The organism is Streptomyces chiangmaiensis, from assembly GCF_036281785.1.
Lineage (GTDB): Bacteria > Actinomycetota > Actinomycetes > Streptomycetales > Streptomycetaceae > Streptomyces > Streptomyces chiangmaiensis.
The window spans coordinates 23,300-45,439 of record NZ_JAYWVC010000035.1 but is presented as its reverse complement, the minus strand read 5'-3'; the positions used below and the strand labels follow the sequence as shown (position 1 = coordinate 45,439).

The window sequence follows — 22,140 nt, the reverse complement described above, 5'->3', positions numbered from 1 at the left end:
GTCCGGTCGTCTCCCCGCTCAGAACTCCGCCACGACCTTCCCGCCCTCCAGGAAGCGGTCGACCGCGCCCTGCGGCGTGGCCGCGTCGTCCTTGGCGGTGATGATCTCCTTGGAATACTGCGCGATGTAGACGCGCCGGTGCCGGTCGGTGAGGTTCGGGCCGCTACGGTGCATCACGACGCTGGAGAAAACGACGATCGAGCCCGCCGGCGCCGTCATCGGGACGCCCGGGTCGGAACCGAAGTAGCAGACGCGGTCGTTGGTCGCGGGGTCTGTGATGTGCTTGACGTACGACTTGATGCCGGAGCGCGAGTACGGCAGCAGATAGACCGGGCCGTTGTCGAGGGTGACGTCGTCGAGCGCGATCCACACCGTCACATACGGCTCGTGGTCCTCGTGCACATAGCCCGAGTCCTGGTGCCAGGCGAAGGCGGTCTCCGGATCACCTGCCTTGATGACGTACTGCTCCCAGAACAGATACGCGTCCTCGCCGAGTGTGGCCCGGCAGATCTGGGCGGCGGTGTCGCTGAAGAGGAACTGCTGCAGCTCCGGCCGGTGCTGGTAGATCATGTTGCTGAAGTAGCGCTTGCCGCGGTGGTTGATGCCGATCCGATCCGTCCCCAACCTGTCCATCTCCGCGTCCAGGCGGTCGATCGAGTACTGCGCGCCGCCGCGCAGCAGATCCAACTGCTCGTCGGTAAGTGCCCGTTCGAGGACGAAGTAGCCCTCGTCCCGGTACTGCCGACGCAGTTCGGGCGTCACCAGATCGCTGCGTACGGCGTCGGTCGCTGCCATGGGGCCTCCTCGGGCATGAGGGCATGCGGAGATACGGGTTCGCGCTGCGTACGGGAGTGATCCCGACGCCTTCGACGCTAGGTCGGCGGGCGGCCGGCGCGGAATGTACGCGTGCGGCACGGACATGAACGTTCTGGCGCCGGTACAGTCCCCGGCATGGGTATCCGCAAGGTCGTCGCGGTCTCCGAGGGGCCCGTGACCCGGCTCGGTCAGGTGGTCCTGGCGGGCGAGGTGGAGGACGACGAACCGATCATGCCGTCGTCCCTGCGCATCATGGACCAGTACGTTCTCACCGTGCTGCTGGCCGGCGAGGGCGGCTACCGGGACGCCGAAGGGCGCGACGAGCGGCTGCTGCCCGGCGCGCACACGATCGTGCCGCCCGGTGTCCCGCACTGGTACGGAACCGACCCGGGCGAGCGCTGGACCGAGCTGTTCGTCGTGTTCGCCGGCCCGCTCTTCGACGCGGCGGCCGGGCCGATGGGGCTGTCGGTCGCCGGGCCGCGCTACCCCCGTCCCGTGCCGCCGATCGAGGCGCTGCGCGGCGTGCTGCGCACCCCGCCGCGCTCCCAGCGGGCGGCGGAGCACCAACTCCTTGCGCTCGCCGACTGGTTGCTGGACGCGGCCGACGGCGGCCAGGCCCGCTCCGGCGCCGGTTGCGACTACAGTCCCGAGGTCGCGCACGCGGTGAGCCGGCTGTCCGACGACCTCACAAGGAGTGTCGAACTGCGGGCCGTCGCTGCGGAGTCGGGGCTGACGTACGACACGTTCCGCCGCCGCTTCACCGCTGAGGTCGGCCAGACACCCTCCGCCTTCCGCAGCGCGCGCCGCCTGCAGACGGCGGCGACGCTCCTGCGGCATACGGACATGACGCACCGTGAGATCGCCCGCACCCTGGGCTTCGCCGACGAGTTCCACTTCTCCCGCCGTTTCCGCGCGCACTTCGGCATGCCGCCGCGCAAGTACCGCGCCTCCTGAGGCGGCAGCGGACGGCCTGGTTGACAGCTGACCCGCGGGTGCTGTGAGGTGATCCTGAAACCGGTTTCACGTGCCATGGCTCTCCCGACCGACCCGCCCGACGACGACGCCTGGAGGACCGATGACTATCGGCATCGAGCATCTGACCAGTAGAGCGGCCGCCGCCCCCCACCTTCCGCCGCCCGCCGGACTCACCCTCACCCCGGGTGCCGGACATGTGCTTTTACGCTGGCAGCCCGTGGACGGCGCCGTCGGCTATCTCGTGCACCGCGCCCCCGCCGGAGCGGCGCGCGAGGCACTGAGACCGGTGGACCACCTCGGCGGCGACGTCCTCGCCATCCCCGACACGTGGTACGTCGACACCACGGGCGAACCGGGCGTCCGCTACGACTACGCTGTAGCGTCGGTCCGCTCCGTAACCGACCACGGCGAACCTGGCGTCCTCGTGACGGGCGGCCCGGCCGAGCCCGACGGCGCCGTCCCCCGCGTCGAGTTGATCGTGGACACCACGGCTGACGGCCCGCCGCTGCCCCGCCCCTGGGAGCCGATGATCGGCAGCGAACGGCTCAGCCAGCTGCTGTGTACCGACACCTCCGGCGGCCGCGTGATCGGCACCGAACTGGAGGCGGCACTGCGCCGCATGCACGACGAGATCGGCGTACGGACGGTGCGCGCCCACGCGATCCTCCACGACGACCTCGGGGTCTACCGTGAGATCGACGGCGAGCCCGTGCACGACTTCACCCGCGTAGACGAGGTGTACGACCGTATCCTCGCGACGGGTCTCCGCCCCTGTGTCGAACTCGGCTTCATGCCACGGGACCTGGCGAGCGATCCCGACAGGACCGTGTTCGAGTACGGCGCGATCGTCTCGCCGCCCAGGGACTGGGGCCGCTGGTCCGACCTGATCACCGCCCTGGTGCGGCACCTGATGGACCGCTACGGCAAACAGGAGGTGCTGGGCTGGGACTTCGAGGTGTGGAACGAGGCCAACCTAGGCGTCTTCTGGTCCGGCACGCGCGAGACATGGATGCGCCTGTACGACGTGACCGCCGCCGCCGTGAAGGCAGCCGACCCGCGCCTCGCCGTGGGTGGCCCGTCCTCGGCCGCCGCCGGCTGGGTGGACGAACTCCTGGAGCACACCGCCCGTTCCGGCGCGCCGGTCGACTTCGTCACCACCCACACGTACGGCAACGCGCCTGTCGATCTGCGCCCCACGCTGCGGCGCCACGGCAGCTCGGCGCGCGTGCTGTGGACCGAGTGGGGCGTCACCCCGTCCCACTTCCATCCCGTCAACGACACCGTCTCCTCGGCCACGTTCCTGCTGCACGGGATGCGCTCGGCGGCGGGCCGCGTGGACGCCCTGTCGTACTGGGTGGCCAGCGACCACTTCGAGGAGCTCGGCCGGCCACCGCGGCTGCTGCACGGCGGGTTCGGGCTCATCACGGTGGGCGGCATCGCCAAGGCCCGCTACCACGCCCTGTCCCTGCTCTCCCGCCTCGGCGGCACGCAACTCTCCGTGACCGCGCGGGGCGACGGCGCCGACGGTCTCGTCCAGGCGTGGGCCTCACGGCACGACGACGGCTCGCTCGTCGTCCTGCTCTGGAACCACACGCTCGACCAGGGCAAGGCGGAGGGCGACGCCGCCCTGGCCCGCAGGGCCCGGCTGCGCCTCGACGGCGTCGGCGCGGACGCCACCGCGACGCTCACCCGCCTGGACGCCGAGCACGGCGACGTCACGACCCTGGCCCGTCACCTCGGCGTGGGCAACTGGCCCACCGAGGAGCAGTGGGAGCGACTGCGGGCCGCGGACCGGCTGACGGCCGAGCCCGCCGCGCTGGAACATGCCGGGGGCGCGGCTCACCTCACCTTCGAACTGCCGCAGCCGTCCGCGGTGTTGGTCGAGGTGAGCCCCTGACGCCGACCCCGCTCACACCCCGGCCGGGTCGGACCGCGAACGGCCGCCCGGCCGGGGGATGGCCGCGAGCAGCGTCCGGGTGTACGGGTCCTTCGTCTCGCCTATCACCGTGCGCGTGGGACCCCGCTCGACCATGACGCCCTCGTTGAGCACCAGCACCTCGTCGGCGAGCAGCCGCGCGCTGAGCAGGTCGTGCGTGATGTAGAGCATCGCGATGCCGCGCTCGCGCACCAGGCGGCCGAGCAGTTCGATGATCTCGGCGCGGATCGACACGTCGAGCATCGAGATCGGCTCGTCGGCGACGAGCACCTCCGGCTCGGGCGCCAACGCCCTTGCGATGACGACCCGTTGGCGCTGTCCGCCAGACAGCTGGCCGGGGAGCTTGTCCAGATACTGCTCGGCGGGGCTCATGCCCACCGTCTCAAGGAGCTCGGCGGCGCGCCGGCGGGCCTGCTCGCCGTCCAGGCCGAGATGGTTGCGCAGCGGACGGCCGAGCGCGTAGGCGACGGTCCTGGTCGGGTTGAGCGCGGCGAACGGGTCCTGGAAGACCAGCTGCACATGCCGCCGGTAGCGGCGCAGGCCGCGGCGCCGCAGGGTGTCCACGCGACCGCCCTTGAAGACCACGCTTCCGGTGGTGGGCCGTTCCACCCCGGTGACCAGCCGGGCCAGGGTGGTCTTGCCGGAGCCGCTCTGGCCGACGAGGGCGCTGACCCGCCCCGGCCGCAGCGCGAACGACACGTCGTCCACGGCCCGCACCGCCGTGGTGCGCAGCCCCTGCCGCGTGCGGTACGTCTTGCCCGCGTGCTCCACGACCAGCACCGGCTCGGCGTCGTCATCACTGCGGTCGCGCCCGGCGGAGACCGCAGAGGCGGCGGAGAACTCCGGCACCACTGGGGCCCCGAACGCCTCGTCTTGGACGCGCAGACAGCGGGCCTCGCCGCGTGCGACGGGCAGCAGCTCGGGGTGAGTGGTTCGGCAGGCGTCCACGGCGACCGGGCAGCGCGGCCGGAACAGACAGCCCTCGTGCTCGCGGGAGAGGTCCGGCGGCCGGCCGGGGATGAAGGCCACCCGCACGTCCTCGTCGCGGGGATCGGCGTACGAGCCGAGCAGACCGGTGCTGTAGGGGTGCAACTGGGTGGCCACCAGGTCGGCGGCGGGCCGGTTCTCCACGATCTCGCCCGCGTACATCACCATGACCCGGTCGGCCATCTCCATGACCGTGCCGAGGTCGTGGCTGATGAACAGGACGGCGAAGCCCAGCTCCCGCTGCAGATCCCGCAGCCGGTCCAGGATGTCGCGCTGGACGACCACGTCCAGTCCGGTCGTCGGCTCGTCGAGCAGCACGAACCGGGGGCGCAGGGCGAGGGCCAGTGCGAGGGCGACGCGCTGCTTCATGCCGCCGGACAGTTCGTGCGGATAGCGCCTGAGCACGTCGCGGTCGAGCGAGACCAGCTCCAGCAGCCGGCCCGCGCGCTCGTGCACGTCGACGTCGGGACCCGTGGCCTCGGGGTGTGCTGCGTAGGTGTCGGCGAACTGCTCGCGCACGGTGATCACCGGGTTGAGCGAGTTCATGCTGGACTGGAAGACCGTCGACAGATCCGCCCAGCGCAGCGGCCGCAGTTCGTCCTCGCCGGCGTGTGTGATGTCCCGCCCGTCGAAGACCACACGGCCGCCGGTGATCTCGGCGGGCTTCTCCAGCAGCCGCAGCAGCGCGTTGCCGAGGGTCGACTTGCCGCAGCCCGACTCGCCGAGCAGCCCGACGAACTCGCCCTCGGCGACCTGGAATCCGACCCGGTGCACGGCCCGCACGGGGGCCGAGTCCCGGGGGCTGTAGGTGACGGTGAGGTCCTCGACCTCGAGCAGGGCCATGTCAGTCCTCCCTCAGATGCGGATTGCTCAGCGCGTCGACGCCGAAGTTGATCAGCGAGAACGAGGTAACGAGGAGGGCGAGGACGAGGCCCGGGGCGATGAGCCACGCCCACTGGCCGGTCGTCATCGCGCCGCCCAGACTGGCCTGGTTGAGCATCGTGCCCCAGCTCGTCGTGGCCGGGTCGCCCAGGCCCAGGAAGGCCAGGCCCGCCTCGGCGCCGATCGCGCCGAGCGCCGACCCCATGAAGTCCACCACGATCAACGAGATCATGTTGGGCGCGATCTCGTACACGATGATCCGCGCGGTGCTGTCGCCCGCGAACTTGGCGGCGGTCACGTAGTCGCGGGTGCGCAGCGTGACGATCTGGGCGCGTTTGACACGGGCGCCGAACGCCCAGCCGGTGACGGTGATGACGATGATGATGAGCCCGAGGCCCTTGACCGGCGCGTACGCCGCCAGGGTGATCATCAGCGGCAGCACCGGTACGACCAGGCCGAGGTTGATGAAGAACGACAGCACCTCGTCCACCACGCCCTGCAGATACCCGGCCGTGAGTCCGACGGCGGTGGCGATCAGCGTGGACAGCGTGCCCGCCACCAAGCCGACGATGAGTGAGGTGCGGGCGCCGTAGACGAGCTGCGAGAACACGTCCTCGCCGCGCGCTGTGGTGCCCAGCCAGTGGGCTCCCGACGGCGCCTCGGACTGGGCGAAGGAGTCCGCGCGCGGCGCGAACGGCGCGATGGCCGGAGCGAACACCGCGACCAGCACGAACGCGGCCAGAAGCAGCAGCCCGAGCCGGCACTTGCGGTTGCGCCACAGGATGAGGAACCAGCCGGGCAGCCGGCTGGAGCGGCCCGCGGTGAGCGCGGCGACCTGGGCGCTCTCGGTGTCGCCGGCCGTGGCTGCCGCCGTGGCGCTCGGGGTGTTGGCGATGGTCATCCCGCCTCCGTCCGCCGGACCCGGGGATCCAGGAGCCCGTACGTGATGTCGGCGAGGAAGTTGGCGACCAGCACCCCGACGGTGGTGAACAGGAACAGGGCTTGCATGAGCGGAAAGTCCTTGTTGCCGACCGCCTCCAGCAGCAGGCGTCCGAGACCTGGATAGTTGAAGATGCTCTCCACCAGCACCGTGCCGCCGAGAATGCCGCCGAGCGCGATGGCGAAGCCCGTCACGTTCGGCAGGATCGCGATCCGCGCACCGTACGTCAGCGCGATCCGGCGCCGCGACAGGCCCTTGGCCCGTGCCAGCCGCGCGTAGTCCTCGCCGAGGGTCTGCACCATGTTGTTGCGCATGCCGATGATCCAGCCGATCGGCCCGGTGATGAGCAGCGACAGGGCGGGCAGCACGCTGTGCTGGAAGGCGTCCGAGAAGAACAGCCAGCTCCATCCCGGGCTGGAACCGCCACCGTAACCGCCGCCCTCGGGAAACCAGTTGAGGGTGATGGCGAAGACGAAGATGAGCAGCAGCGCGATCCAGAAGAACGGCAGCGTCCCAACGAACGTCGACCCCAGCGTGATCACTGAGTCGACCCGGCTGTTGCGCCGGAACGCCGCCCACGCTCCGAGCAGGGTGCCGACGACGAACGACAGGATCTGCGTCACGCCGACCAGGACCAGGGTCCAGGGCACGGCCTGCTCGATGACATGCCCCACGCTGTAGGGGTAGTAGGTGTAGGAGATGCCGAACTGCCCGTGGAAGAGCGCGACGAGGTAGTCCCCGTACTGCGACAGGAGGTTGCCGTCCGGCGCGCCGAGCATCTTGCGGACGGCGGCCAGCTGCGCCGGGTCGATGGCCTGGGTCTTGCCGCCGAGGCGGGACAGCAGCGCCTGCGCCGGGTCCCCCGGCTGCAGCCGGGGGATGAGGAAGTTCAGTGTCACGGCGGCCCAGAGCGTGGCCAGCAGGAAGCCGGCCCGCCGGATGAAGTAGGCCATTCCCCGTCAGTCCTTCGCCGGGCGCAGATGCGTGAGCAGGATGAGGTTGTCACCGCCCGCGGCGTACGGGTCCTTCTCGTTCGGCCAGCCGACGGCCCTGGAGGTGTCGTACTGGAACCACTTGGCGCCGTACCAGATCGGGATCATCGGGACCTGCTCGTCCATGATCTTGACCAGGCCCGCGACGGCCGTCTTCTGCTCCTCCTTGGACGTCGCGACCCGCAGCCGGTCGATGAGGTCGTCGGTCGCCTTGTCCTTCCAGCGGATCTCGTTGCTGAAGGCGCGCTTGCCGATCGGAGCGGTGCCGGCGCTGCCGAGCGGGTAGGCGAAGTCGGTGTAGATGTTGCAGTCGCCGCCGTGCACGCCGAAGATCATGTCGTAGTGGCCGATGGAGCGGTCCTGGTCGTGGGACTCGGGCGTCGTCCGGTCCAGGTCGACCTGCAGGCCGAGGTCCTTGAGGTCCTTCACGAGGATCTCGGCGGCGGCCACCCAGTCGGTGTACGTGGACGGGACCTTGAACTTGAAGGTGATCGGCTCGCCGTCCTTGCCGAGCCGGCGCCCCTGGGCGTCCTTGGCGTACCCGGCCGCTGTGAGCGCCGCGTCGGCCGCCTTCGGGTCGTAGCCGATGCGGTCCTCGTCCTTGGTGCCAGGCGGCAGCCATTGGCTCTGCCCGGGCACCACGAGGCCGCTCTGGCTGGCGGTCTTGACGTATCCGAGCTGCGCCCGGTCCGCGACCTTCTGCCGGTCGAAGGCGGTGGTCAGCGCGCGCCGGAACGCCGAGTCCGTGAACGGGGCTTTGGTGAGGTTCATGTAGATGCTGATGACGCCGCCCGGTGCGTACCAGTAGTGGTGGTGTGCCGGGTCGCGGTCGACGTAGGACTTCTTGACGTCCGGGATGAACATCCCATTGGTGTCGTACTCGCCGCGGCTCATCTTGAGCTGTTCGATCTCCGGGGTGCCGTTGTTCGCCTTGAACCGGATCTCCTTGACCTTCACCTTGTCCGCCTGCCAGTAGCGCGGGTTGCGCTCGACCACCAGTTGCTGGGGGTTGAAGGACTTGACCGTCATCGGGCCGGTGCCCACCGGCTTTTCGGCGTTGGCGAACTTGGCGGGGTCGGCGACCTTGGACCAGATGTGCTCCGGTATGATCGGGACGGCGGCGATGCGGGTGAACGCCGAGGCGCCGGGCTGCTTGAAAGTGAAGGTGACCTTGTCGCCGCCGGTGGCCGCGACCGACTCGAGGTCAGGCCAGACCGCGCGGGTGTCCAGGACGTCGTACTTCTTGATCATGTTGAAGGTGAACGCGACGTCCTCGGCGGTGAAGGGCTTGCTGTCGTTCCACTGCACGCCCTCGCGTATGTCGAAGACCAGCGTCCTGGAGTCCTGCCAGGTGTAGGACTTCGCCAGCCACGGGACCTCGTGGCAGCTGTTGTTCTCGACCTGGTAGAGGGACTCGTAGACGAAGTCTGTCGCCCGCAGCCTGGAGGCGTCCAGGTACGGGTTGTAGTTGGCCTGGGGAGCGCTGCCGCCGCCGATGCCGGGGTAGTTGAGGTAGGCGATCATGCCGTCCTTGTTCGCCCCGCTGCCGGTGTCCTCGGTGCCGGTGCACCCGGCGAGGACCAGGGTCGAGGTCATCAGGGCCGCGAGGACAGCGGTGTTGATGCGCGGTCGTCTCATCATTGAGATACCTCCGTCGGTGGTGTCCGGTGTCCGTGCCGGATGCCCGCTCCGCCTCAGCCCCCCGGGCGGCAGCCGCACGATCCGCGCAGCACCAGCTCGGTGGGCAGGACGAGATCACCGGCCGGCCGGGTGTCCGGGTCGGTGAGCAGACGGGCGGTGGTCGTGGCCAGCTCGCGGACGGGCTGGCGTACGGTGGTCAGGCCGGGCCGCACCATCGCGGCCATGTTCATGTCGTCGAAGCCCGTGACGGCGAGATCGTCGGGCACCCGCAGGCCCCGGCCGAGCACACAGAGCATCAGGCCCAGCGCGGTCTCGTCGTTGGCGCACACCACCGCGTCGGGCAGGGTCCCCTCGGCGAGGATCCGCTCGGCGGCGATGACCCCATCGGACTGCTGGAGTCCGACCCGGACCGGCTGTACGGGCGGGGCCACGCCCACCTCGTGGTGCGCGGCCAGGAACGCGTCCCAGCGGGAGGTCACGTCGGGCGATCCCTCCGGATGCCCGACGAAGGCCAGCCGGCGGTAGCCGTGTTCGACCAGCAGATGCCGGGTGAGGGCGCCGCTGGTGGTGTTGTCGGTGCTGACCGAGGCGTTCCAACGGTTCGCGGTGCCGCACATCATCACCACCCGCACCTGCTGCGAGACCTCTTCCACCACCGCGTCCGAGACTGTCCCGGCGTGGATCGCCATGCCGTCGACACGGCCGGCGAGGTCGATCACCTTGGCGTCGGTGTCGGCGCGGTAGTGCGAGGCCAGCAGCAGCACGCTGTCGCCGGTCTCCAGCGCCTCGGCCTCGAATCCCTGGAGCAGTTCGGTGAAGTAGGGCCCGGACAGGCCGGGGAAGACAAGGCCCAGCGCGCCGTGCCGCACCTCGGCCAGCGCACGCCCCAGATGGTTCGGGCGGTAGCCCGACTCCTCGATGACCCGCAGCACCCGGTCACGCAGCTCGGGGGAGACCTGGGCGGACCCTCGCGACACACGTGACACGGTGGCCGGTGAGACACCCGCCTGCTCGGCCACCCAGCGCAGACTCACCCGCCTGTTGCTCATCAGCCCTCCTCCCGATATGTTCGTGAAACCGGTTTCACTGAAACCGGTTTCACGGCGATTTCACGACCCTAGCCAGGGCCCGGCGCGCATGGCAATACCCGTGCAGCCCGCCCGCAGTTCAGACCTGAGAGCCACCGACGATCACCGGTGAGGACGTTCCCGTGAACACATCAGACGCATCGTCACACACCCCGCAGATCCGTCCCGCACCGCAGGACACCTCCCGCATCCTCGAACGGCGCCGTGTAGCCGTCGAGTTGACCCGTCGTCGCCTCCTGGTGGGCGGCCTCCCGAGGATCGTGATGTCCGGCGAGGTGCACTACTTCCGGCTGCACCGCGGCGACTGGGCCGACCGGCTCGACAAGCTCGTGGCCGCCGGATGCACCGCCGTGTCCAGCTACATGCCGTGGCTGATCCACGAGACCGCCGACGGCTCGATCGACCTGACAGGAACCACGAGCCCGTACCGCGACCTGGTCGGTTTCCTCGAACTCGCGGCCGAACGGGACCTGTTGGTGATCGCACGCCCCGGACCGTTCGTCATGGCCGAGCTCAAGAACGAAGGCATCCCGTTCGGGATCTACCGCGACCACCCGGAGGCGATCCCGCGCGGCTGGGACGGCGCCCCGGCCCCCACCCGCACCCTCGACTACCTGGACCCCGGCTATCTCGCCGAGGCCGACCGCTGGTTCGCCACGATCCTGCCCCTGCTCGCCGAGCGCCAGATCACCCGCGGCGGCCCCGTCGCCGCCGTGCAGCTCGACAACGAGGTCGGGATGCTGTCCTGGATCAGCGGCGCCCCGGAACTCACCGACCGCACCCTGACCGCCCTGGCGGACCGCGCCCTCGCGCGCTGGGGCCGCGAGGAGGCGAGCGAGCGCTACGGCGCTGACCCGCAGGACCCGACCGCATGGGCGGCCCAGTGGCGCGCCGGAGGCACCGACGGCGGTACGACGACACAGCAGTTGGCGCTCCACCACGACCTGGGCGACCACCACCGCGACCGCTACGCGGACTATCTGCGGCACCTGCGCGAGACCGCCGTACAGCACGGCATCGACGTGCCGTTCCTGGTCAACCTGCACGGCACCGCCGCCGAACGCGGTCGTACGTTCCCCATCGGCATCAGCCAACTGTCCCGCTCCTACGCGGGCGTCCCGCAGACCACGTCCGGCTCCGACCACTACCTCCACGACCTGACCGTGGAGAACGTCCCGGACCTGTACGTCATGAACGCGTTCATGGCCGCCGTCCACGATGCCGACCAGCCCCTGACCTCACTGGAGTTCGAGGCGGGCGACGGAGACCACGGCGAGGACCTGACCCGTCGCACGAGCCCGCAGTCCCTGGATCTCAAGACCCGGCTCTGCGTCGCCCAGGGCAACCGCCTCATCAGCTACTACCTCTTCAGCGGCGGCCACAACCCGCCGCTGGACGCCCCCGCCGGTGACGGCAACGATCGCATCGCGTTCACCGGCGAACGGCACGGCTTCGCGGCCCCCGTCGACCCCGAGGGCCGGACCAACGAGTCCTATCCGGCACTGCGGGACGCCGTACGCGCCGTACGCGGCAGCGAACACCTCCTGGCCGACATGGACGAGGAACACGACGACCTCCTCCTCGGCTACGTTCCCGACCACTACCTGACCGAATACGCCCACCCGGCCGCCGCACGCCGACGCGAACTGGTCCGCGATATCGAGCGGATGCGGGGCATGGGTCCGCGCGACATCCTCGCCCGCGCCCTGCTGCTCGGCGGCCACTCCTTCGCCGCCGTCGATCTGTCCGGCGCGCCGACCTCGGCCGGTGCCGCGCTCGACCCCGCCGGCCCTGCGCTGGCGCTCGCCACCCCCGCCGTCCTTGGCCGCGCCGTCCAGGAGCGGCTCGCCGCGTTTCTGAAAGACGGCGGCCGGCTGCTGCTGCACGGAAGGCTGCCGGTCCTCGACGACGACGGCACCGCCTGCACGGTGCTCGCCGATACCCTCGGACTCGCCGTCGACGCGGGCGTCGAGAGCACGGACCACTACTTCGCCTCGGTACGCGCCACCGGCTGGGCCGGAGCACAGCCCGAGGTCCGGGTCGGCCACCTGGAACGCCTGCGGACCACGGACACACCCGGCACCAAGACCGAAACCCTCGTCCAGGACGTCGCCGACGGCTCCCCGGCCGCCGTCGAGGTCACCCTGGACGGCGGGGGACGGGCGATCGTCATGGCCTGCGACTACCCGTGCCACCTCGACTTCTGGCGCGCGCTGGTGGCCCGCCTCGGGGTGCGTCGCCGCATCGTCGCGCACGGTGCGGCACCCGGCCTGGTCGCCACGACCACGGCCGACGGCACCGGGCAGCGCCTGCTGCACCTGGTCAACGTGGCCGCCGTACCGCAGACGTTCACCCTGGACGTGGCAGGAGAGCCGTTCGCCCCCGGCACGCCCCTCGAACTGCCCGCGCGCAGCGGGCTGATGGTGCCCGCGGGCATTCGCCTCGACGGTGCCGTACTGCACTGGGCCACCGCCGAACTCGACGGCCCCGGTGACGGCTCGACCCTGCTCCTGCGGCGCGGCGCGGGCCCCGGCAGGGCGCTCCTGTCCACCGTCCGGGACGTCGTCGCCGACGCGGACGCCCAGGTGACCCGCACCGGCGACAAGGTCCTGGTCACCTGGCCCGCGGGTACGAACGGTGACCGGCTCCGCCTGCGCCTCGTCTGACCCACACCCTTCGCACCTCACTCCCGGAAGGAACCCGAATGGCACTGAGCATCGGCGTCCTGGGACTCGGAAGCGTCTTCTCCGGCCCCTATGCCACCCTGATCACCAGGCTCGCCCAGGAAGGACGCGTCCGGCTGATCGCGGGATACGACCCCGACCCCGGCAAGCGGGAGGTGGCCGCGCGGCGGTTCGGGATCGACACGTCCGCCGAGCGTCCCCAGGACCTGATCGACCGTGCCGAGGTCGACATCGTGCTCGTGCTCACCAGCATGAACCAGCACGGTTCGCTGGCCCGCGCCGCCCTCGAAGCAGGGAAGCACGTGCTCGTCGAGAAGCCGATGGCGACCTCTGTCGAGGAGGCGACCGCACTCCTGGAGGCGGCTGCCGCTGCGCCGGGGCAGTTGGTGTGCGCACCGCACGTCGCGCTGTCGCCGACGTACCGGGAGATGCACCGCCGGGTGCGCGACGGCGAGATCGGCGAACTCCACCTGGCCCGGGCCCGTTACGGCTGGTCGGGCCCCTGGTGGGGCCGCTGGTTCTACGAGCAGGGCGGCGGCGCCCTGTTCGACCTCGGCGTCTACAACCTCACCAGCCTGTGCGGCTTCTTCGGCTCTGTGCGGCGGGTCACCGCGCTCGTCGGCACCGCCGTCCCCAAGCGCGAGGCGGAGGGCGAGCGGGTCACGGTCCGCGCCGACGACAACGCGCACATCCTGCTCGACTTCGGCGACTCCCGCTTCGCGTCCATAGCCACGGGGTTCACGATGCAGAAGTACCGTTCGCCCGCGGTCGAGCTGTACGGAAGCACGGGCACCCTCCAGATGCTGGGCGACGACTGGGCGCCCGAAGGCTTCGAGCAGTGGACCAATGAGCGGGGGAGCTGGGAGGTTTTCGGCGAGACCGACCCCAACTGGCCCTGGACGGACGGCCTGCGGCACCTCATCGAGTGCGTCGAGACCGGCGATCGCACCGTCACCCGCCCCGAACACGCCTTCCATGCCCTCGAAGTGATGCTGGCCGCCAAGCGATCGGCGGAGGAGGGCCGGGTCGTGGAGATCCACAGCACCTTCCCCGACTTCGAGTACGCCGCCCCGGACACGCCGGACGGCGACGGCCGGAGGGAGCACGACCCGCGCTCGGCGTGAGAGGGCCGACGCGCGGATGCGGGAAGACCGCCGCCTCGCGGGAGGCGGCGGTCATGCTCAGTGCGCACCCGTCGAGTTCTGCCCGGCGCGGCGTGACGTTGCGGCTGTTGCCGTAGTCGATCAGTCGTATCGACCCGGCTTCCCGAAGGACGCGGAAATGGTGGGTGAGCGTCGGCTTCGACGCCTTGAGGCCGAACGACGCGCATTGATGCTCGACCTCCTCGTTCTTCGCGCAGAGATGCTCGACCACACGTCGTCGGTGAGGGTCTGCCAACGCTCCTCGCAGCGCCTCACCGTAGTTCGCGCTTCGGATCGGCCCCGGCCTGCCGTCGGATACGCCCTGGTGCCGCTCATGCCGTCCCGGACTCCCCGCGCGGGGCAAGTCCCTCGATCAACTCGTGATTCCCGCCGCGCGTACGATGTTCCCCGCCTCGGCGGGGCCGACGACCTGCTTGAGCAGGCCGTCCTGGAAGTTGTCGATCGTGCATCAGCGGAGAAATCCTTCATAGTTGAGCTGCCGGAGTCGGCTCTCGATCTGCCTCACCGTTTCGAGACCGACACCCACCATGATCAGAATGCTGGTCCCGCCGAGCGGGGAGTCATGGCCTGCCCCGAAGCCGGCCAACGCCACCGTCGGTACGAGAGCGATCAGACCCAGGTACAGCGAACCCGGCCAGGTGATCCGGTTGACCACGTACGAGAGGTACCCAGCGGTGGGTCGACCGGCCCGGATGCCCGGAATGAAGCCGCCAAAGGTCTTCATGTTGTCTGCGACTTCCGTGGGGTTGAAGGAGATCGTCACATAGAAGAAGGCAAAGAAGACGATCAGCAGGAAGTACAGGGTGATGTAAATCGGGCTATCGCCATGGACGAAGTTGGCCTGGATCCACGTCTCCCACTCGGACGTTCCGCCGGAGAACTGCGCGACCAGCGGGGGGATGTAGAGCAGCGATGACGCGAAGATGACGGGTACGACGCCGGCCTGGTTGACCTTCAGCGGGATGTAGGTGGACGTACCACCATAGGAGCGGCGGCCGATCATGCGCTTCGCGTACTGGACGGGGATGCGCCGCTGGGCCTGCTCGACGAAGACCACCAGGCCAACCATGACCAGGCCGACGAGGACGACGATGCCGAACTCGATCCAGCCGTCGGCCAGGCCGCCCCGCTCCTTGATGGCCCACAGCCCGACGGGGAAGGTCGCGGCGATGGAGACGAACATCAGGATGGACATGCCGTTGCCGATGCCGCGGTCGGTGATCAGCTCGCCGAGCCACATGACGACGGCGGTACCGGCGGTCATGCAGATGACCATGGTGATGGCGATGAAGATCGACTTGTCCGGGACGACACGGGTCGACATGGGGCTTCCGGCGAACAGGTCGCCGCTGCGGGCGGCGGCCACCACACCGGTGCCCTGCAGGACGGCGAGCGCCACCGTCAGGTAGCGAGTGTACTGCGTGATCTTCGCCGTGCCGGCCTGGCCCTCCTTCTTCAGGGTTTCCAGCCGCGGGATGACCACGGTCAGCAGCTGGAGAATGATGCTCGCCGTGATGTACGGCGTGATGCCGAGCGCGAAGACCGTGACCTGGAGCAGCGCGCCGCCACTGAGCATGTTGACCAGACCGAGCAGACCCTGGTCGCCAGAGGCCTGTTGTTGGACGTACGTGTAGTTGACGCCTGGGATCGGGATGTGGGTACCGACCCGATAGACCGCGATGATGCCGAGCGTGAAGAGCAGCTTCTTGCGCAGGTCGGGCGTCGTGAACGCCCGGGCGAACGCGGTGAGCATGGTGCCTCCTGCGCCCCCCGCGCAACCGGGCCATGGGGACGATATTGGGTATCGACGAATGTGGAACTGATGCCGGAAGGGCAGGTGCCGGTCGCCAGGGCGGCTTGGGGGTATCTCCCGTTCGTCGCGCGCCTCGCCCCACCACTCAGACCGCGGTTACGCAGTCCGCTGCAGCGAGGTGCCCGTGGCCCCTGGGACGGCGGCTGCACAGGTGGTGTCCTGCACCTGTGCAGCCACTGCCTCATGACCTCGCCGCCGGAAGCCGACCACGTGGTCTGACGCGTCCGACAGGAACGACACGATCACCCCTGCCCCTCACGGCATGCGGAGATCGCAACGTCGGTCAACGTGCCTCCACATTGATGAGTCTAATGGTAAAAGTCAAGAGTATCCATTTGACGTCAGTGGAGTGCCGTGGCATCTTTCTCATGGAACGGTGCTGGTTCACGCATTTCTGGATGGGGTCTCGTCATGAGGAGGAGACCGCCATGCCGCTGCCCCGGATCGTCTCCGACGTCAAGCGACCCCCAAGCTTCCGGAACAGCGCAGCACCCTCTCGCCGGATGGGTACGCCGCGCCCGGGGCTCTGTCGGCCTGACCGGCCGACATCCTTCAGACCGGGCTGTGTGCAGCCCGGTGACCACCATCGTGTACAAGGAGATTTTCGTGACTCACTCCACCGTGACAGTGACCGTCGCCGACTTCGAAGAGACAGTCATGCAGGGAGACAAGCCCGTCCTGGTGGAATTCTGGGCGGCATGGTGCGGCCCCTGCCGCACCGTGGCCCCTGTGCTCGAGGAGATCGCTTCTGAATACGGCGCCAGTCTCACCGTTGCGAAGCTCAACGTGGACGAGAACCCCGCCGTCGCGGCCCGCTATGGGGTCCTGTCCATCCCCACCATGAAGCTCTTCAAGGGCGGCAAGGTGATCAAGACCATCGCGGGCGCCAGGCCGAAGGCCGACCTCGAGAAGGAACTCGGTTCGCTCGCCGACTGACCCGCGGGCGGTGAACACGGACACGGCCGCGGTCGGGTTTCCTGCGGCCACACGCCCGAGGGGGCTCGGCGGCGCGGCAACCCCATCGGTCGACTTCCGAGCTTGTTCCGGACGTCCGGGCAGCTGTCCGCACTGCGCGCCGGCGAGCTCGACGTGGGACTGCTGCGGGAGCGCCCTCGCGGGCAGGAGTGCGACGCGATGCTGGTCAACCGGGAGCCGTTGGGCGTGCTGCTGTCAGCCAACAGGCAGCGGAGCTCGCCCGAACTGGTCCCAGCCCATTCCTGAAGGTGTGGCATGGTCCCCGTTGGTCGGCGATCCCGTCATCCGTCGGACGTGGGCAGTGTGGCCGGCCGACTCGAAGCGGCAGGAGTTGGGCCGCCTCATTGCCGCGTTCGAACAGCCCTCAGAGAGCTGATTCAGAGCAGTCGGACAGGGCCGTGCCGGAGCGGATGCGGTGCGGGCCAGGCATGGCACCGCTGCGTTGCGTGGCATCACGCCGAGGATTGCTCACATACTGCCTGGACCGCAGCCGCCGGCTCGATCGCGTCGTCGCTCATGTCTTCCCGCTTTGCCGGCCTGGCGCTCTGGCAGGAACGTACCCGTTGCGGCATGAAGTGAGAGTCGTTTCACGGTGATTGCCGTGGTTGGCGACGTGTCGAGCGTGGCCGGGCGGCTGCCGCCGCAGCGGCAGCGTGTGCCCCGGCCGTGTCGGCTATTCGGCCTGCTCGGGCTGTGACTCGTCCTCGGCGGGTGCGGCGGCCTGTCCGGCCGGGGCGGGGGCGGTGTAGTAGACGGAGGTGCCCTGCTTGGTGCGCTGGGCGTGGTTCCTGGCCACGAGGTTTTCGAGGGTGGTGCGCACGACGGTGGTCTTGATGCCGCGTTCGGGGTGGGCCTCGCCGAGTGTGGTGGCCACTTCCGCGGCGGAACGCGGTTCGCTCTGTTCGGTCAGGTGGCGGCGGATGAGTTCGACCAGCGTGGGCTGGGCCGCCTTTGCGGCAGAGGACGTGGCCGTGGTGGTGGGCTTGCTCGCGGGCTTCTCGGCGGCCGCCTTCTTGGTCGTCGAGCTGTCGGCGGACTTCTTCGCCCGCGTCCGCTTTCCGGTGCCGGGCTCGGCAGGGGCCTTCTCGCGAGGAGCGGGCACCGTGGTGTGGTCCGGTGTGGCCGCAGGCCGGACGGGGGCCGGCGTGACGCCCAGCGCCTGCTGCACGTTGACCAGCACGGAGTGGTCGCGCTGCAGGGATGCCAACTCCTCCTGCAGGGAAGCGATGTCCGTGCTGATGCGCTCCTGCTCCTTGACGTTGTGCTCGAGGTCGCTGGATACCTGGGCGGCGTACTGCGACGTCAGCCCGGTGGCGGCGGTTGTGCTCTGCGACATGATGTTTCCCTTTCCAGTTCCCTGGCCGGTTGAGCCAGATCTTCCAGCGCCGGCGTAGGCAGCCACGCGCCTGTGTGCTCGGGCTGGTGCACAAGCGGCAGCGGCGGCAAGTGCCGCGAACAGCCCGGAATAGAGATAGTACGGATGAGTGGAGCGTAGATTACCGAGTGAATCACCCTGGTGCGCGGTGCGGCCGATGACGGCCTTGGCCTGAGGGGCCGGGCCACGGGTCGCGACACGGCGCCAAGGGGAGCCAAGACCGTACGAAGCCCTGTCGACCGGGGCGGGACGGGCGGCAAACTGTACTTGATCTCGGACCTCGAGGGCATCCCGCCCACCGTCAACTCGACCGGTGGCAACCGCGTCGACGTCACCCGGTTGATACCCTCCTCAGGGCCGGGCCTCCGGAGTGAAGCCGCAGAACGCCCGTGGCGGAGCACAACGGAGCACGACTGGGGCCAGGGTGCCCAACGCTGAGCAGTGGAGCGCGAGTTTCGCCACCCCGCACTGTTTCCGCCGCCTGCGGATCCGCCGGGGGATACACGACGCCATCCACGAAGCCCCTCGTCCCAGCCTCACACGTAGGGAGTTGACTGGCACGATCACTGTTGCTGCCGTCCGGCTGTGGCTCCGCTCATGACGTGTGAGCGGGAACCCCTCCACAGCCGGCCTGTACGCTGCCGGCGATCCATGACCAACTGGCTGGAAGGCATGATGACGCGCAGCTCCAGACCGTCGATCGAGGCGACACTCGCCGCGCTTCCCGGGCTCGCTCCCTACGCGCGCGACGCCGTGGTGTTCCATCCCGAGCGGGGAGAGCCGGACCGCGGGAACAGCTCGATCGGCGGCCCGCTCCTTTGGCCGAGTGACGAACCGTGGCCGGAGTGCTCCTTGCCCGACGTGGACAGCCCTGATGGTGTACCTGCCACGGCCATGGTGCCGGTCGCCCAGATCTTCCGGCGGGACGCGCCGGGACCGTGGTGGCCTGCCGACATCGATCTCTTGCAGATCCTTTGGTGCCCCAATGAGCACTGGGATCCTCCGGCCCGGCAGGCCGATGTCAGCCCCGTGATCGAGATGCGATGGCGTCGGGCAGCTGACGTGACGAGCCGCTTGACGACCCCGCCGTCGCCCTCGAGGTGCGACGAGGACGGCTACCTGCCCCAGGCATGCGTCATCACCGCTGAGCATCTGGCCGACTTCCCCTACCGGGAAGAGCTACCTCCAGAACTCCGTCCGCAGCTGGAGGAGCTGGTCCGTGAGACCGGTGACGGTCGTGATGTCATCACTCGCCTCGCGGGCTGGAAGCTGGGCGGCTGGCCGACTTGGCACCTGACGTACCCGACAGTGTTCGGCTGCGGTGACTGCGGCACAGACATGACGCTGCTGTTCACCGTGACCAGCGATGCTGAGACAGGAGTTGTCGTCGGCCGGTGGGGAGACCTGCGGATCTTCACCTGCCCTGCCGACCGCAGGCACGCCTTCCAGGTGGACCTGCACTGACTCAGGGCAGCATGCGCCGCGACCCATCAGACTCGTTGTAGTGGCGCCGCGGCCCAGGCCATTGCGTTGGTGTGACACTGCCGAACGTGGCGGTCATCGGGCCGGCGCTTCGCAGCCACGAGACGGCCCTGCCTTCTGTGCCCTCAGCGACGCAGGAACTGGAACTCGGCCCAGGCTTCACGCAGGGTGTCGATGAGCTCTGGAGCGGCCCCCCGGCTCTCCAGATAGGCCCTGCATGTGTCAATGTCCGCCGCCGCGGGCCATTGGGGGTCGTTCGCAATGGAACGGGCAAGGCTCCCCAAGGGGTTGAGCTCCTCGACGTGGCCCTTGAGCCACCGCGTGAAGTCGCCTGTGTCATTCATCGCGCGTCCTCTCGGGGGAAGGAACGCCTGCGAGTCGTCGCTGCGCCGCACATGGTCAGTGACACCAAAAAGTGGTGAGCGGTGAGCTTCGTCAGCCTCAGCCAGGTCGGCCGGGCCCGGCCGTATGCGGTGCTCGCCCTGCCGGTTCACATGACTCCAGCGTCCCACGGGCGCACGGCAAGTCAAACCGGTGTCCGGACGTCGACCGGACAAGCGCTCTCCGGTCTCTCCGAGCGTCTGCGGTCAGGTCCCGCACTCGGATCGGCGCATGCCGGACGCCGGCATGTGTGTCCGATGCCTGCCGATTGATGAAAGCATTCACCCTTGTCATGCATCGGTGGGTTCGGCGATGGCTCGACCGGCCGTGCCTGTCGGGGACACATGAGGGTTGTGCCCGTCACGAGCCGATCGCGATCGATGCGCGATCGTCGGCCGTCGCGTTCAGCGCGTGCTCCATGAATCGCCGGGGCGCCGGTGGCAGGGTGCGGGATGCCACGGACAGCGGCGGCCAGTGCGGCCTCGGTCCGGGTGTTGGCGCGGCCGGCGGCGGAGCCGGGCCAGACGGCGAAGTGGAGGACGAGGACGATGGCGGCGGCGAGCGCGGTGTCCAGGATGCGCGGCCCGTACAGGGCCCTGTGGTCACCGAGCAGGTCGACGAGGACGAACACGACGGCGGTCAGGCCCGTCGTGGCGAGTGCGTAGTGGTGGCGCACGCCGACGGCCATGAGTGCGCCGAAGAGCGCCACGACACCGATGAGCGCGTACGTGCTGTGCGTCAGCAGCGACACCGCTCCGATGGAGGCCACGCCGACCACCGTGCCGACACAGCGGTGGAGCGCGCGGCGGAACACGGGGCCGAAGTCCGGCTTGTAGACGAAGGCCACGGTCATGGGCAGCCAGTAGCTGCGCGGGCCGTGCAGGGCCTCGGCACACAGCTGCGCGACCAGCACACAGACGGCCAGCAGGGCGGCGTACCGGAGGTGCGCCGCCGGGCCGGGGCGTGACGGGGCCGGGACAGGCAGGGCCACGTCGTCGGTCCGCTCCGCTTCGGCCGTCGCGCACAGATGCGCCAGTGCGCGCAGGCCAGGTGAGCTTGGCTCGAAGTCCGGCAGCACGGGTACGGTCCCGTCCTTGCGGCCCGGCAGCAGACGTGCGCCCATCAGCACAGGCACACCGGTCACGGCGGCCGGGAGCGGGCGCGCCTCCCACTGGAGCGTGGTCACCGCCTCGGCCAGCCCGATGGCGAGCCGGAACGCGCGGAGCAGACCACCGATCTGCGTATCCGGCCGTGGTTGCTGCCCGGCCGTCAGGTAACGGTCCATCGCCTGGTGGGCGTTGTCGAGGGTGTCCGTGAGCCGCCGTCGGGCTTCGACGGCGCCAGGGGTACCCGCCGTGGCCAGCGCCGCGGACGCGGCGCGGTACACGGCGAGCAGGGCGGCACACTCGACATGGTGGCGCCGCCACAGCCACGGGGTCGCGGACAGGACGAGGACGAGGCCGACACCGGCAAGGAGGGCGAGCGGCGCGTGCCACCAGGGTCCCGGCACCGGGATGCCGCTGCCGATCGTGGCGCCGAGCAGGAGGTGCATCCCGCCCACCGACGCCACTGGTCCCCGCAGGCTGATCGCACCGGCGAGCAGCGCGGCCACGACCAGGCAGGCCGTCACGGTCGTCGACTGCCCGCTGCGCAGGGCGAGTTCACCGGCCGTCAGCCCGAGGGCGGCCGACAGGCCCAGCGAGACGAACCGCCGGACGCGCGAGCGGTAGGGGTCGGAGCCGTCCTGCCCTACGCCCCACAGGGCGCCGATCGCCGCGATCACGGAAGGGAGTACGTGTTCCGTGAGCAGGCCGGCGACCAGCGGCACAGTGAGCGCGACGGCCCCTCGCGCCGCCGCGGCGAGGGGCAGCGAGGCGGACAGACGGCCGACTGCGTGACGCAGCCGTGCCGGTGCACGCGTCCCCGATACACGGTCCCGGTGCGTGCGCACATCCGGTGTCATGGGAGGACTGTCCTGCCTTTCACGGTGTGATGACGAGGAAGGGCGGG

General features: G+C 69.7%; 17 protein-coding genes. 7 read left to right on the top strand and 10 right to left on the bottom strand.

Going from position 1 to position 22,140, the window contains the following annotated elements:
• Positions 1 to 18: 18 nt before the first annotated feature.
• Entirely contained in the window at positions 19 to 795 is a 777-nt protein-coding gene (locus VXC91_RS13995; RefSeq protein ID WP_329507490.1) for a phytanoyl-CoA dioxygenase family protein, read from the bottom strand.
• Between the two features lie 156 nt (positions 796 to 951).
• On the opposite strand from VXC91_RS13995, the gene VXC91_RS13990 reads away from it, so the two are divergent.
• Positions 952 to 1,770 carry a helix-turn-helix transcriptional regulator gene (locus VXC91_RS13990; protein ID WP_329507489.1) on the top strand — a complete coding sequence of 273 codons (819 nt, stop codon included), beginning with the start codon at positions 952 to 954 and terminating at the stop codon, positions 1,768 to 1,770.
• A gap of 121 nt (positions 1,771 to 1,891) precedes the next feature.
• Positions 1,892 to 3,688: a GH39 family glycosyl hydrolase gene (locus VXC91_RS13985; RefSeq protein WP_329507488.1), complete on the top strand. Its 1,797-nt coding sequence runs from the start codon at positions 1,892 to 1,894 to the stop codon at positions 3,686 to 3,688.
• A gap of 12 nt (positions 3,689 to 3,700) precedes the next feature.
• On the opposite strand, the gene VXC91_RS13980 is transcribed toward VXC91_RS13985, so the two are convergent.
• The 5 genes from VXC91_RS13980 to VXC91_RS13960 are packed head-to-tail and all read right to left on the bottom strand — an operon-like array spanning position 3,701 to position 10,218.
• Entirely contained in the window at positions 3,701 to 5,557 is a 1,857-nt protein-coding gene (locus VXC91_RS13980) for an ABC transporter ATP-binding protein (protein WP_329507487.1), read from the bottom strand.
• A gap of 1 nt (position 5,558) precedes the next feature.
• Positions 5,559 to 6,497, bottom strand: coding sequence for an ABC transporter permease (locus VXC91_RS13975; RefSeq protein ID WP_329507486.1), 939 nt, complete (start codon positions 6,495 to 6,497; stop codon positions 5,559 to 5,561).
• Entirely contained in the window at positions 6,494 to 7,489 is a 996-nt protein-coding gene (locus VXC91_RS13970) for an ABC transporter permease (RefSeq protein ID WP_329507485.1), read from the bottom strand. Before VXC91_RS13970 ends, VXC91_RS13975 begins: the two co-directional genes overlap by 4 nt.
• A 6-nt stretch (positions 7,490 to 7,495) precedes the next feature.
• The gene (locus VXC91_RS13965; protein WP_329507484.1) at positions 7,496 to 9,169 is read right to left on the bottom strand and encodes an ABC transporter substrate-binding protein; all 1,674 of its coding nucleotides are present in this window, start codon (positions 9,167 to 9,169) and stop codon (positions 7,496 to 7,498) included.
• A 53-nt stretch (positions 9,170 to 9,222) separates the two neighbouring features.
• A complete protein-coding gene (locus VXC91_RS13960; protein WP_329507483.1) occupies positions 9,223 to 10,218 on the bottom strand; it encodes a LacI family DNA-binding transcriptional regulator in 996 nt (331 codons plus the stop codon).
• A gap of 161 nt (positions 10,219 to 10,379) precedes the next feature.
• On the opposite strand from VXC91_RS13960, the gene VXC91_RS13955 reads away from it, so the two are divergent.
• Both VXC91_RS13955 and VXC91_RS13950 read left to right on the top strand, forming a co-directional pair.
• Positions 10,380 to 12,923 carry a beta-galactosidase gene (locus VXC91_RS13955; RefSeq protein WP_329507482.1) on the top strand — a complete coding sequence of 848 codons (2,544 nt, stop codon included), beginning with the start codon at positions 10,380 to 10,382 and terminating at the stop codon, positions 12,921 to 12,923.
• 38 nt (positions 12,924 to 12,961) lie between these two features.
• Complete coding sequence (locus VXC91_RS13950; protein ID WP_329507481.1) at positions 12,962 to 14,065, top strand: Gfo/Idh/MocA family protein; 1,104 nt, start codon at positions 12,962 to 12,964, stop codon at positions 14,063 to 14,065.
• Between the two features lie 487 nt (positions 14,066 to 14,552).
• On the opposite strand, the gene secY is transcribed toward VXC91_RS13950, so the two are convergent.
• Positions 14,553 to 15,857: a preprotein translocase subunit SecY gene (secY, locus tag VXC91_RS13940; protein WP_329507480.1), complete on the bottom strand. Its 1,305-nt coding sequence runs from the start codon at positions 15,855 to 15,857 to the stop codon at positions 14,553 to 14,555.
• 666 nt (positions 15,858 to 16,523) lie between these two features.
• On the opposite strand from secY, the gene trxA reads away from it, so the two are divergent.
• Both trxA and VXC91_RS13930 read left to right on the top strand, forming a co-directional pair.
• On the top strand, positions 16,524 to 16,853 hold the full coding sequence (trxA, locus tag VXC91_RS13935; protein ID WP_329507479.1) for a thioredoxin: 330 nt from the start codon (positions 16,524 to 16,526) through the stop codon (positions 16,851 to 16,853).
• A gap of 102 nt (positions 16,854 to 16,955) precedes the next feature.
• Positions 16,956 to 17,138, top strand: coding sequence for a hypothetical protein (locus VXC91_RS13930; protein ID WP_329507478.1), 183 nt, complete (start codon positions 16,956 to 16,958; stop codon positions 17,136 to 17,138).
• Between the two features lie 427 nt (positions 17,139 to 17,565).
• On the opposite strand, the gene VXC91_RS13925 is transcribed toward VXC91_RS13930, so the two are convergent.
• Positions 17,566 to 18,228, bottom strand: coding sequence for a hypothetical protein (locus VXC91_RS13925; RefSeq protein WP_329507477.1), 663 nt, complete (start codon positions 18,226 to 18,228; stop codon positions 17,566 to 17,568).
• Between the two features lie 690 nt (positions 18,229 to 18,918).
• Here VXC91_RS13925 and VXC91_RS13915 point away from each other — a divergent pair.
• Positions 18,919 to 19,731 (top strand): hypothetical protein, encoded by an 813-nt coding sequence (locus VXC91_RS13915; protein WP_329507476.1) that lies wholly within the window; start codon positions 18,919 to 18,921, stop codon positions 19,729 to 19,731.
• A gap of 143 nt (positions 19,732 to 19,874) precedes the next feature.
• Here the strand turns inward: VXC91_RS13915 and VXC91_RS13910 are convergent, their stop codons facing one another.
• On the bottom strand, positions 19,875 to 20,093 hold the full coding sequence (locus tag VXC91_RS13910; RefSeq protein ID WP_329507475.1) for a YozE family protein: 219 nt from the start codon (positions 20,091 to 20,093) through the stop codon (positions 19,875 to 19,877).
• A 182-nt stretch (positions 20,094 to 20,275) separates the two neighbouring features.
• The gene (locus VXC91_RS13905; RefSeq protein ID WP_329507474.1) at positions 20,276 to 22,093 is read right to left on the bottom strand and encodes an FUSC family protein; all 1,818 of its coding nucleotides are present in this window, start codon (positions 22,091 to 22,093) and stop codon (positions 20,276 to 20,278) included.
• Positions 22,094 to 22,140: the final 47 nt, after the last annotated feature.